This window comes from Lutibacter sp. (genome assembly GCF_046055765.1).
Classification (GTDB): Bacteria; Bacteroidota; Bacteroidia; order Flavobacteriales; family Flavobacteriaceae; genus Lutibacter.
Genome location: NZ_JASFZF010000030.1, coordinates 1 through 11,633, shown reverse-complemented (window position 1 = coordinate 11,633; position 11,633 = coordinate 1). Strand labels below are relative to the sequence as shown.

General features: G+C 30.8%; 24 protein-coding genes. All 24 read right to left on the bottom strand.

The features are described from left to right. Positions 1-91 (bottom strand): hypothetical protein (locus QM495_RS03575; protein ID WP_408670737.1); only part of this gene is annotated, 91 nt, incomplete at its 3' end. Positions 92-238: 147 nt separating this feature from the next. Next, positions 239-1,345 (bottom strand): glutamine-hydrolyzing carbamoyl-phosphate synthase small subunit, encoded by a 1,107-nt coding sequence (carA, locus tag QM495_RS03570; RefSeq protein ID WP_408670736.1) that lies wholly within the window; start codon positions 1,343-1,345, stop codon positions 239-241. 20 nt (positions 1,346-1,365) lie between these two features. Next, positions 1,366-2,058, bottom strand: a complete 693-nt coding sequence (locus QM495_RS03565; protein WP_408670735.1) for a hypothetical protein — start codon at positions 2,056-2,058, stop codon at positions 1,366-1,368. Between the two features lie 75 nt (positions 2,059-2,133). Continuing rightward, positions 2,134-2,601: a 50S ribosomal protein L17 gene (gene rplQ, locus QM495_RS03560; RefSeq protein ID WP_408670734.1), complete on the bottom strand. Its 468-nt coding sequence runs from the start codon at positions 2,599-2,601 to the stop codon at positions 2,134-2,136. A 35-nt stretch (positions 2,602-2,636) separates the two neighbouring features. Continuing rightward, the gene (locus QM495_RS03555) at positions 2,637-3,629 is read right to left on the bottom strand and encodes a DNA-directed RNA polymerase subunit alpha (RefSeq protein ID WP_408670733.1); all 993 of its coding nucleotides are present in this window, start codon (positions 3,627-3,629) and stop codon (positions 2,637-2,639) included. 22 nt (positions 3,630-3,651) lie between these two features. Next, entirely contained in the window at positions 3,652-4,257 is a 606-nt protein-coding gene (gene rpsD, locus QM495_RS03550) for a 30S ribosomal protein S4 (protein WP_408670732.1), read from the bottom strand. A gap of 81 nt (positions 4,258-4,338) precedes the next feature. Next, positions 4,339-4,722 carry a 30S ribosomal protein S11 gene (gene rpsK / locus QM495_RS03545; RefSeq protein ID WP_291796587.1) on the bottom strand — a complete coding sequence of 128 codons (384 nt, stop codon included), beginning with the start codon at positions 4,720-4,722 and terminating at the stop codon, positions 4,339-4,341. 13 nt (positions 4,723-4,735) lie between these two features. Continuing rightward, positions 4,736-5,110: a 30S ribosomal protein S13 gene (rpsM, locus tag QM495_RS03540; RefSeq protein WP_408670731.1), complete on the bottom strand. Its 375-nt coding sequence runs from the start codon at positions 5,108-5,110 to the stop codon at positions 4,736-4,738. Positions 5,111-5,112: 2 nt separating this feature from the next. Further along, positions 5,113-5,229, bottom strand: a complete 117-nt coding sequence (gene ykgO, locus QM495_RS03535) for a type B 50S ribosomal protein L36 (protein WP_408670730.1) — start codon at positions 5,227-5,229, stop codon at positions 5,113-5,115. A 10-nt stretch (positions 5,230-5,239) separates the two neighbouring features. After that, the gene (gene infA / locus QM495_RS03530; protein WP_028887454.1) at positions 5,240-5,455 is read right to left on the bottom strand and encodes a translation initiation factor IF-1; all 216 of its coding nucleotides are present in this window, start codon (positions 5,453-5,455) and stop codon (positions 5,240-5,242) included. 1 nt (position 5,456) lies between these two features. After that, entirely contained in the window at positions 5,457-6,791 is a 1,335-nt protein-coding gene (gene secY, locus QM495_RS03525; RefSeq protein ID WP_408670729.1) for a preprotein translocase subunit SecY, read from the bottom strand. A gap of 14 nt (positions 6,792-6,805) precedes the next feature. After that, positions 6,806-7,258, bottom strand: a complete 453-nt coding sequence (rplO, locus tag QM495_RS03520; protein WP_408670728.1) for a 50S ribosomal protein L15 — start codon at positions 7,256-7,258, stop codon at positions 6,806-6,808. 15 nt (positions 7,259-7,273) lie between these two features. Further along, positions 7,274-7,456 carry a 50S ribosomal protein L30 gene (gene rpmD / locus QM495_RS03515; RefSeq protein WP_408670727.1) on the bottom strand — a complete coding sequence of 61 codons (183 nt, stop codon included), beginning with the start codon at positions 7,454-7,456 and terminating at the stop codon, positions 7,274-7,276. An 11-nt stretch (positions 7,457-7,467) separates the two neighbouring features. Continuing rightward, positions 7,468-7,992, bottom strand: a complete 525-nt coding sequence (gene rpsE, locus QM495_RS03510; RefSeq protein WP_408670726.1) for a 30S ribosomal protein S5 — start codon at positions 7,990-7,992, stop codon at positions 7,468-7,470. Positions 7,993-7,998: 6 nt separating this feature from the next. Further along, positions 7,999-8,352 (bottom strand): 50S ribosomal protein L18, encoded by a 354-nt coding sequence (gene rplR / locus QM495_RS03505; RefSeq protein WP_408670725.1) that lies wholly within the window; start codon positions 8,350-8,352, stop codon positions 7,999-8,001. A gap of 14 nt (positions 8,353-8,366) precedes the next feature. Further along, complete coding sequence (rplF, locus tag QM495_RS03500) at positions 8,367-8,912, bottom strand: 50S ribosomal protein L6 (protein ID WP_408670724.1); 546 nt, start codon at positions 8,910-8,912, stop codon at positions 8,367-8,369. Between the two features lie 17 nt (positions 8,913-8,929). After that, on the bottom strand, positions 8,930-9,328 hold the full coding sequence (gene rpsH, locus QM495_RS03495; RefSeq protein WP_408670723.1) for a 30S ribosomal protein S8: 399 nt from the start codon (positions 9,326-9,328) through the stop codon (positions 8,930-8,932). A gap of 62 nt (positions 9,329-9,390) precedes the next feature. Beyond that, complete coding sequence (gene rpsN / locus QM495_RS03490; RefSeq protein WP_408670722.1) at positions 9,391-9,660, bottom strand: 30S ribosomal protein S14; 270 nt, start codon at positions 9,658-9,660, stop codon at positions 9,391-9,393. 3 nt (positions 9,661-9,663) lie between these two features. Then, positions 9,664-10,215: a 50S ribosomal protein L5 gene (gene rplE / locus QM495_RS03485; RefSeq protein ID WP_408670721.1), complete on the bottom strand. Its 552-nt coding sequence runs from the start codon at positions 10,213-10,215 to the stop codon at positions 9,664-9,666. A 2-nt stretch (positions 10,216-10,217) separates the two neighbouring features. Next, positions 10,218-10,523 carry a 50S ribosomal protein L24 gene (gene rplX / locus QM495_RS03480; protein WP_408670720.1) on the bottom strand — a complete coding sequence of 102 codons (306 nt, stop codon included), beginning with the start codon at positions 10,521-10,523 and terminating at the stop codon, positions 10,218-10,220. 15 nt (positions 10,524-10,538) lie between these two features. Then, positions 10,539-10,910 carry a 50S ribosomal protein L14 gene (gene rplN / locus QM495_RS03475; RefSeq protein ID WP_408670719.1) on the bottom strand — a complete coding sequence of 124 codons (372 nt, stop codon included), beginning with the start codon at positions 10,908-10,910 and terminating at the stop codon, positions 10,539-10,541. A 2-nt stretch (positions 10,911-10,912) separates the two neighbouring features. Beyond that, entirely contained in the window at positions 10,913-11,170 is a 258-nt protein-coding gene (gene rpsQ, locus QM495_RS03470) for a 30S ribosomal protein S17 (protein ID WP_089378507.1), read from the bottom strand. A 15-nt stretch (positions 11,171-11,185) separates the two neighbouring features. Beyond that, positions 11,186-11,377 (bottom strand): 50S ribosomal protein L29, encoded by a 192-nt coding sequence (gene rpmC, locus QM495_RS03465; RefSeq protein ID WP_408670718.1) that lies wholly within the window; start codon positions 11,375-11,377, stop codon positions 11,186-11,188. Positions 11,378-11,392: 15 nt separating this feature from the next. Then, positions 11,393-11,633, bottom strand: a 241-nt coding sequence (gene rplP / locus QM495_RS03460; RefSeq protein WP_408670717.1) for a 50S ribosomal protein L16, incomplete at its 5' end; no start/stop codon positions are given.

Sequence of the window (11,633 nt, the reverse complement as noted above, 5' to 3'; positions counted from 1 at the left end):
CTCCATTTTCAGTAACTACATCAACTTCTACAGTTGGATTTCCTCTTGAATCAAAAATTTGACGTGCATGAACACTTAATATCATACTCATATCTATATAATTTTATTGGTTATTTTTCTTATTCAAAGTTACGAATTTTAGGTTAAATATATTTTTTATTTAAACCTTTTATACGATAACGTTTTCGTTTTAGTACTTATAAAAAAACCACTAGATTTATGTTAATGGGTTTCTAAATTATTTTTTAGATGCTTTTATATTTTCAATAAATTGATCAAATAAGTATGATGAATCATGCGGCCCTGGACTAGCTTCTGGGTGGTATTGAACTGAAAAACAATTTTTATTTTTCATTCTCATACCTGCTAGCGTTTCATCGTTTAAATGAATATGTGTTACTTCAAAATCTTTGTGATCTTCTACGTCCTCTCTTTTTACAACAAACCCATGATTTTGTGAGGTTACCTCGCCTTTCCCAGTAATTACATTTTTTACTGGATGATTTATACCTCTATGCCCATTATGCATTTTATACGTAGAAATTCCATTTGCTAAAGCAATAATTTGATGCCCCAAACAAATACCAAATAATGGTAAGTCTCGTTGTATAATTTCTTTTACTAATTCTTGAGCTTTCTTCAACGGTTCTGGATCACCAGGCCCATTTGATAAGAAAAATCCATCAGGATTAAAAGCTTTCATTTCTTCAAAAGTTGCATTAAAAGGAAACACTTTAATATAACAACCTCTATTGGCTAAATTTCTTAAAATATTATTTTTTATACCTAGGTCTAAAGCTGAAATTTTAATTGGTGCTTTTTCATCTCCGAAAAAATATGATTTAATTGTAGAAACTTTTGATGCTAGTTCTAAACCTTTCATATTGGGAACTGCTTTTAATTGTTCTTTTAAAAGATTTAAGTCTGCTTCTGTTGAAATTACTGCATTCATAGCTCCTTTATCTCTAATATATCTTACTACTGCTCTAGTATCTATATCAGAAATTGCCATTATATTTTCTTTCTCAAAATAACTTTCTAGTGAACTTTGTGCATTATCTCTTGAGTAATTAAAACTAAAATTTTTACATATTAATCCAGCAATTTTAATAGAATTAGATTCCACTTCATTATCATTTACACCATAATTACCAATATGAGCATTTGTAGTTAACATTAATTGCCCAAAGTAAGAAGGATCTGTAAATATTTCTTGATAACCCGTCATCCCCGTATTATAACAAATTTCACCAAAAGATGTACCATCTCTTCCAATTGACTTACCTTCAAAAACAGTACCGTCAGCTAATAATAAAATTGCTCTTTTACGTTGTGTATACTTCATTTGTTTAATTAAAACTTTTATTAAATAATGCTATTTGAGTTTCTAAGTATAAATTTAAAAATTCTAATTATATCTTTTACTTTTTTATAAGATAAATCTTCCTTTTTAACAAAATTTGCAAGAAATTTTTTATTAATATTTGGGTTTAACACTTCTAAAATACTATTTTTTTTAAGTTCAACTCTTTTAAATAAATCTCCAGATTTTATAAGGTAATTATATGCTATAAGTTCTTTAGTTTTCCCTAGCGTGCCACCTCCTAAACGGTTTTCAATTCCTTTTCGAAATGTAATATCATGCTTCTTTAGTAGTAAATTATTTTCAGACTCAAATAACACTTCATAATAGGAATTTCCTATTTTTTTAAATAAAAAATTATTTATTCTTACCGAATCAATCTCTGCTTTATTAAAAGCAAATAGTTTATCTCTACTAATTCTACTTTCAAACAAATTTTTATTAACATTAAAATTTATATTGGAAAGACTATAAGCTTTATTATTTAAATATATAATTCCCTCATTTCTCCAATTTGAAAAAGAATATAAGTCATTACTTTTATCATTTAAATTACCCAAGAACTCAATTCCTTCATTAGTAATTAACCTACTTTCTATACGCTTAATTGTAATATGCTGGCTGTAGGAATTAAAGTAACATAAGTTGAAAAGTAACATAAGTTGAAAAATGTACTTCATTTTTATTTCTTTCATATGTGTTTATTAATAAAATGGGATAAACTTTTTTAAAGTTTATCCCATTTTATATTATTAAAAAGTTTTCATTAGTTACTTTGTATCTTTACTATCTTTAGTAGTTTCAACAACCTCTTCAACTTTTTTAGTTTTACCTCTACGAGTAGTTTTCTTTTTCTTAGCTCCATTTGGATTGTAAGTTGTGTTATAATCAACTAGTTCAACCATTGCCATAGGTGCATTATCTCCTTGACGGTTTCCTAATTTTATAATACGTATATATCCACCTGGTCTATCTGCTACTTTTACTGAAACTTCTTTAAACAATTCAGTAACAGCATACTTATTTCTTAAATAACTAAACACAACTCTACGATTATGAGTAGTATCATCTTTAGATTTTGTAATTAAAGGCTCAACAAATTGACGCAAAGCTTTTGCTTTTGCAACTGTTGTATTAATACGTTTGTGTTCAATTAATGAACTAGCCATATTAGCAAACATTGCTTTTCTATGCGCTGTTTGTCTTCCTAAGTGATTAAATTTCTTTCCGTGTCTCATCCTTATCTTGTCTTAATTAAAACCGAGGTTTTAACTTAATCTTTATCTAATTTATATTTACCTAAATCCATACCAAAGTTTAAACCTTTATTATGAACTAATTCATCTAATTCAGTTAAAGATTTTTTTCCAAAGTTACGGAACTTCATTAAGTCATTTTTATTAAATGATACTAAGTCACCTAATGTATCAACCTCTGCAGCTTTTAAACAATTTAGTGCTCTTACAGATAAATCCATATCCACTAATTTAGTTTTTAATAACTGGCGCATATGTAAAGATTCTTCATCATATGTTTCAGTTTGTGCAATCTCATCAGCTTCTAATGTTATACGTTCATCAGAAAATAACATAAAATGATGAATTAATATTTTTGCTGCTTCAGTTAAAGCATCTTTAGGTGCAATTGATCCATCAGTAGATATATCAAATACTAACTTTTCATAATCGGTTTTTTGCTCTACACGAAAATTTTCAACAGCATATTTTACATTAATAATTGGTGTGTAAATTGAGTCTGTAAAAATTGTTCCTAAAGCAACGCCCGATTTTTTATTTTCTTCAGCTGGCACAAAACCTCTTCCTTTTTCTATTGTAATTTCAAAATCTAGTTTAACAGATTTTTCCATATTACAAATTACTAAGTCGTGGTTTAAAACTTGAAACCCAGAAATATATTTTTGTAAATCACCAGCCGTTAATTGCTCTTGATTGGTAATTGATATACTAACAGTTTCTCTATCTGAATCTTCTATTTGTTTCTTAAAACGTACTTGCTTTAAGTTTAAAATAATTTCTGTTACATCTTCAACAACACCTTTAATTGTAGAAAATTCGTGCTCAATACCTTCAATTCGAAGTGATGTTATTGCAAATCCCTCTAATGATGATAATAATACTCTTCTCAAAGCATTACCTACAGTTAAACCAAAACCTGGTTCTAAAGGTCTAAATTCGAATCTACCTTCAAAATCAGTAGAATCAATCATAATTACTTTATCGGGCTTTTGAAAATTTAAAATTGCCATAATTGAATTGGTATCTTTAAAATTATTTAGAGTATAACTCTACGATTAATTGTTCCTTAATATTTTCTGGAATTTGCATTCTTTCAGGAATACTAACAAAGTTACCTTGTTTAGTTTCTGAATTCCAAGAAAGCCATTCATAAACATCATTTCTTGCTGCTAAAGAATCTTCAATAGCAATTAATGATTTTGATTTTTCTCTAACTGCTACAACATCTCCAGCATTTAAAGAATATGATGGTATATTTACTAACTCACCATTTACAGTTATATGACGGTGAGATACTAATTGACGTGCTGCACTACGGCTAGGTGCTATACCTAATCTAAATACTACATTATCTAAACGAGATTCACAAAGTTGTAATAAAATTTCACCTGTAATACCTTTACTACTAGATGCTTTTTTAAATAAGTTTGAAAATTGTTTTTCTAAAATACCATACGTATATTTAGCTTTTTGTTTTTCAGACAACTGCATTGCGTATTCTGATTTTTTCCCTCTACGCCTGTTGTTTCCATGTTGTCCTGGAGGATAATTTCTTTTTTCAAAAGATTTATCTTCTCCAAATATTGCTTCTCCGAATTTACGGGCAATTTTTGTTTTTGGTCCTGTATATCTTGCCATTTTTTATTATTATATGATAGGGATTATGAATTAAGGCTAATCCTTCGATAATCTAACTCCTATCTGTTAAAAATTAATTAATTATACTCTTCTTCTTTTTGGAGGCCTACAACCGTTATGTGGTGCAGGTGTAACATCAATAATTTCAGAAACTTCAATTCCTAAATTATGAATTGAACGAATTGCTGATTCTCTTCCGTTACCAGGTCCTTTAACATACACTTTTACTTTTCTCATACCTGCTTCATGTGCAACTTTTGCACAATCTTCTGCAGCTAATTGAGCAGCATAAGGAGTATTCTTTTTAGAACCTCTAAATCCCATTTTCCCAGCTGATGACCAAGAAATTACATCACCCTTTTTATTGGTTAGTGATATAATTATATTGTTGAATGAAGCTGTGATATGAGCCTCACCAACTGTCTCAACAATAACTTTACGTTTTTTTGAACTTGCTTTCGCCATAATATATTAGTTATTATTTAGTTGCTTTTTTCTTGTTAGCTACAGTTTTACGTTTACCTTTTCTAGTCCTAGAATTATTTTTTGTTCTTTGACCTCTTAAAGGTAATCCTGATCTGTGACGAATACCTCTGTAACACCCAATGTCCATTAAACGTTTAATGTTTAATTGAGTTTCAGAACGTAATTCACCTTCAATAATGTAGTCACCTACTTGTTCTCTAATGTCGTGAATTTCCGCATCAGTCCAATCTTGAACTTTTGTACCTTCATCAACTTTTGCTGCAGCTAAAATTTCTTTAGCTCTACTTTTACCAATTCCAAAAATATATGTTAATGCAATAACACCTCTCTTGTTTTTTGGAATATCAATACCTGCTATTCTTGCCATAATTATCCTTGTCTTTGTTTAAATCTAGGATTCTTTTTATTGATTACGTATAATCTGCCTTTTCGTCGCACAATTATGCACTCGGCGCTTCTCTTTTTTATTGATGTTCTAACTTTCATCGTTTATACTTTAATATCTGTAAGTAATTCTTGCTTTTGATAAATCGTACGGACTCATTTCTAACTTCACTTTATCACCTGGTAATAATTTAATATAATGCATACGCATTTTACCTGAGATATGTGCTGTTACCACATGTCCATTTTCCAACTCTACACGAAACATTGCATTAGACAATGCTTCTGTAATTGTTCCGTCTTGTTGTATTGCTGGTTGTTTTGCCATATTATGCTATTGATTTTCTTTTAGTTCCTTTCTTCATTAAACCATCATAATGACGATTTAATAAATGAGAGTTAATTTGTTGAATTGTGTCTATTGCAACACCAACCATAATTAACAATGACGTTCCTCCATAAAACAAAGCCCAACCTTGAGTTAACCCAAAATTAATAACGATAGAAGGTAAAATAGCAACCAACGCTAAAAATATAGATCCAGGGAATGTAATTAAAGATAATACTCTATCTAATAATTCACCTGTATCTTTTCCTGGTCTTACTCCTGGAATAAATCCTCCACTTCTTTTTAAATCATCTGCCATTTTATTGGTAGGAATTGTAATTGCAGTATAAAAATAACTAAATATTATAATTAAAAATGCAAATAATAAGTTATACCATAAACCAAACATATTTGAAAACTCAATACCAATTGATTTTACCGTATCATTTTCTGAGCCAGCCATTAATGCAGGTGCAAACATAATCGCTTGAGCAAATATGATAGGCATTACACCTGATGAATTTAATTTTAAAGGAATATAATCTCTTGCTCCTGCAATATTTTTAATATTTCCTGCAACAGTTTTCCTAGCATACTGAACAGCAATTCTTCGAACAGCAGTCACTAAATATATACTTACTAAGATTACTAAGAACCATACTATAATCTCCAATAAGATCATAATCAATCCACCATTTGAAGCTGTAATTTTAGAAACTACTTCTTGAATGAAAGCCCCTGGAAAACGAGCAATAATACCAATCATAATTAATAATGATATACCATTTCCTATACCTTTATCAGTAATTTTTTCACCTAACCACATTGCAAATACAGTACCCGAAGTTAAAATTACCATTGAAGATAACCAAAACATACTACCACTAATATAGAAAGCTTCAGATGGAATTAATTGATAAATATTAGTAATATACGCAGGTCCTTGCACCATAGTAATTGCAATAGTTAACCAACGCGTTATTTGATTTATCTTTTTTCTACCACTCTCACCATCTTTTTGTAGTTTTTGTAAATAAGGAACCGCAATTCCCATCAATTGAACCACAATAGATGCAGAAATATAAGGCATAATACCCAATGCAACAACTGATGCTTTTGCAAATGCACCACCTGTAAACATATCAAGCAATCCCAATATTCCACCACCACTTGTTTGACTTTTAAGTGCTGCCTGAGCAACAGTAATATCAATACCAGGAAGTGGTATTTGAGCTGCAAAACGATAAATCGCCATAAATCCAAGTGTTAATAGAACCTTATTTCTAAGTTCTTCTATACTCCAAATGTCTTTAATGGTTTGAATAAATTTTTTCATCTTATAGCTAATTATTATACCGTTTCAGCTGAACCTCCAGCTTTTTCAATTGCGGATTTTGCAGTTGCAGTAAATTTATGAACTGTTACATTTAATGTTGCTTTTAACTCTCCATTTCCTAATATTTTAACTAGGTCATTTTTGCGAGCTAAACGATTTTCAACTAAAATATCTAATGTTACAGTATCTTTAATTTTTTTATTGTCAACTAATTCTTGAAGTTTATGTAAGTTTACACCTACATATTCTTTACGATTAATATTAGTAAAACCAAATTTAGGTACACGTCTTTGTAAAGGCATTTGACCACCTTCAAAACCAACTTTTCGAGAGTATCCTGAACGAGATTTAGCACCTTTATGACCTCTGGTTGCTGTGCCTCCTTTACCAGAACCTTGTCCTCTACCAACACGCTTCCCTTGTGTTTTAACCGATCCTTTAGCAGGTTGTAAGTTATTTAATGTCATCTTCTTTATAAAATGTTATTTAATTTCCTCAACAGAAACTAAGTGTGAAACTGTATTTACCATTCCTAAAATTGTAGGAGTAGCCTCATGTTCAACAACTTGATTAATCTTTTTTAAACCAAGAGCCTCCAAAGTTCTTTTTTGATTTTGAGGACGTCTAATTTTACTTCGTACTTGTGTTACTTTAATTTTTGCCATCGTAGTCCCTTTTATCCGTTAAAAACTTTATTTAAAGAAATTCCTCTTTCTTTAGCAATCATACTTGCACTACGCAATTGTAATAAAGCATCAAATGTAGCTTTTACAACATTGTGAGGGTTAGATGAACCTTGCGATTTTGAAAGTACATCGTGTACACCTACTGACTCAAGTACCGCACGAACAGCACCACCAGCAATAACTCCTGTACCATGTGAAGCTGGTTTTAAAAACACTCTTGCTCCACCATACTTCCCTTTTTGCTCGTGTGGTAATGTTTGTTTAATAATTGGTATTCTAACCAAATTTTTCTTTGCATCTTCAATTGCTTTTGCAATAGCTGATGCTACATCTTTAGATTTTCCTAATCCTTGGCCTACAACTCCATTTCCGTCTCCAACTACAACAATAGCTGAAAAACCAAATGCTCTACCCCCTTTTGTTACTTTAGTAACTCTTTGTACACCAACTAAGTGATCTTGTAGTTCTAACCCGCTAGGCTTAACTCTTTCTACGTTTTTGTATTTGTGATACATAATATATTAAAATTTTAAACCTGCTTCTCTTGCAGCGTCTGCTAGAGCTTTTACTCTACCGTGATACAAAAATCCATTTCTATCAAAAGCAACTGTTTCAATACCAGCACTCTTTGCTTTTTCAGCGATACTTTTACCTACTGATTTTGCAATGTCTAATTTTGAACCTGCTGTTTCTATTTCTTTATTTCTAGATGAAACTGATACTAATGTAGCACCTGAGTTGTCATCTACTAATTGAGCATAAATTTCTTTGTTGCTTCTAAATACCGATAGTCTCGGTTTAGTAGCGGTACCAAAAATAATTTTTCTGATTCTATGCTTAATTCTTTGCCTTCTTTGAAGCTTTGATAATGCCATAATACTATAACTTATTATGCAGATTTCCCTGCTTTTCTTCTTAATATTTCTCCTACAAATTTAACTCCTTTTCCTTTGTATGGTTCTGGTCTACGGAAAGAACGAATCTTAGCCGCAACTGCACCAACAAGTTGTTTATCAAATGAAGTTAACTTTACTCTTGGATTTTTTCCTTTTTCTGAAACAGCTTCTACTTTTACTTCTGGAGCTATATCTAAAACTATATTGTGAGAAAAACCTAAAGCTAATTCTAACACTTGACCTTGGTTGCTTGCTCTATACCCTACACCAACAAGTTCTAATTCTTTCGTCCATCCTTTAGAAACTCCTAAAATCATATTATTTAATAAAGCTCTGTATAAACCATGTTTTGCTTTATGGTTTTTACTATCTGAAGGACGTTCTAAAACAACTTTTCCTTCTTCTTCTTTAATTGTAATACCGTCTTTTATTTCCTGAGATAACTCTCCCAACTTACCTTTTATAGTAACAACATTCTCATTAACTTCGAATGTAACACCTTCTGGTAAAGTAATTGGGTTATTTCCTATTCTTGACATCTTTACTTAGTTCTTTATTAATAAACGTAACATAAAACTTCTCCTCCAACATGCTCCTGAGTAGCTTTTTTCCCAGTCATAACACCATGTGATGTTGAAACTATTGCTATCCCTAATCCGTTTAATACACGGGGCATTTCATTTGCACCAACATATCTACGTACACCAGGTGTACTAACACGTTGTAGTTTTTTTATAACTGAAGCTTTTGTAGCTTTATCATATTTTAAAGCTATCTTAATAGTTCCTTGAATACTTTCGTCTTCAAACTTGTAGCTTAATATATAACCTTGATCAAATAAAATCTTAGTTATTTCTTTCTTCACCTTAGATGCTGGTATTTCAACAACTCTATGGCTCGCCATAATAGCGTTTCTAACTCTCGTTAGATAATCTGCGATTGGATCTGTAATCATTTTTATTAATTTGCGGTTATGGTTTTCAATGTTATTATTGAACCTATAACCAATTTATAATTTTACCAACTAGCTTTTCTTACTCCTGGTATTAAACCTTGATTTGCCATTTCACGAAATGTTACACGTGATATTCCAAATTGTCTGATATAACCTTTTGGTCTTCCTGTTAATTTACAACGATTGTGTAAACGTACTGGTGATGCATTTCTAGGAAGTTTTTGTAATGCTTCATAATCTCCAGCTTCTTTTAAAGCTTTTCTTTTTTCAGCATATTTAGCAACTACCTTTTGTCTCTTAACCTCACGGGCTTTCATTGATTCTTTGGCCATTTCTTAATTCTTTTTAAATGGTAAACCTAATTCACTTAATAATGATTTTGCTTCTTTATCAGTAGTAGCAGATGTTACAAAAGTAATATCCATACCACTAATTTTATTTACTTTATCAATATTTATTTCTGGATAGATTATTTGTTCAGTAATACCTAAATTGTAATTTCCTCTACCGTCAAAACCATTAGCTTTGATACCGTTAAAATCTCTTACACGAGGTAAAGATGCTGTAACTAATCTATCTAAAAATTCATACATTTTTACACCACGTAAAGTTACTTTTGCACCAATTGGTACACCTTTACGTAATTTAAAAGCTGCAACATCTTTTTTAGATATTGTTGATATTGCCTTTTGACCAGAAATTGTAGTCAATTCATCAACAGCATAATCAATTAATTTCTTATCAGCTACAGCAGCACCAACTCCTTTACTTATTACAATTTTTTGTAATTTAGGAACTTGCATTATATTTTTGTAACTGTATTCTTCAGTAAGAGCTTTAATTACTCTAGTCTTATACTCTTCTTTAAGTCTTGGTATATAACTCATAACTAAATTGCTTTATCAGTTTTTTTAGAAACTCTAACTTTTTTATCGTCTTCTACTTTATACTTAACTTTGGTTACTTCTCCATTTTCTAGTAACATTAAGTTTGAAATATGAATAGAAGCTTCTTTTTTCACAATACCGCCTTGAGGGTTTTGTGCGCTAGGTTTTGTATGTTTAGATATCATATTGACACCTTCAACAATTGCTCTATTTTTATTTGGAAAAATAGTAACTACTTTTCCTTCTTCACCTTTATGGTCTCCTGCCATAACTCGAACACTATCTCCTGATTTGATCTTTAACTTCATCTTATAAATAGTTTATTAAAGCACTTCAGGTGCTAATGATACAATTTTCATAAATTGTTTTTCACGAAGTTCTCTAGCAACAGGTCCAAATACACGTGTTCCTTTCATTTCACCAGAAGTAGCATCTAATAACACACAAGCATTATCATCAAATCTTATATAAGATCCATCTTTTCTTCTAATTTCTTTCTTCGTTCTAACAACTACAGCTTTAGAAACTTGTCCTTTTTTTACAGTTCCGCTTGGAGTAGCATCCTTAATGGTTACTACTATTTTATCTCCAATTGAAGCGTATCTCTTTTTGGTTCCTCCTAAAACTCGTATTACTAAAACTTCTTTAGCTCCAGTATTATCAGCTACTCTTAATCTTGATTCTGTCTGTAACATAATTATTTAGCTCTTTCTAGGATTTCTACTAATCTCCAACGTTTTGATTTACTCATTGGACGCGTTTCCATTATTCTAACAGTGTCTCCAATATTGCAATCATTTGTCTCATCGTGTGCTACATATTTTTTAGTGCTTAACACGAATTTTCCGTACATAGGATGTTTCACTTTTTTAACTTCAGCAACAACAATAGATTTCTCCATTTTGTTACTAGAAACTACACCTATTCTCTCTTTTCTAAGATTTCTTTTTTCCATCTTTACTGATTACAATTATTGTAATTCTCTTTTAGTTAATTCTGTAGCCACACGTGCAACAGTTCTTCTAAGTGCTCTCAACTGCATTGGAGTTTCCAATGGTGAAATTGAATGAGCCATTTTTAGATCAGTATAACTCTTTTTCAAACTTCCAAGTTTCTCTTGTAACTCTTCCGTTGATAATCCTATAATTTCAGATTGTTTCATTTTCTTAATCGGTTATTAAGCGTTATCAAAATCTCTAGCTACAACAAGTTTTGTTTTAACAGGTAATTTCTGCGCTGCTAAACGTAAAGCTTCTTTTGCTATGTGAGCAGGTACTCCACCTACTTCAAACATAATTCTTCCTGGTTTCACTACGGCTACAAAATATTCAGGTGCACCTTTACCTTTACCCATACGTACTTCTAATGGTTTTTTAGTAATTGGTTTATCTGGAAATATTTTAATCCATAACTGCCCT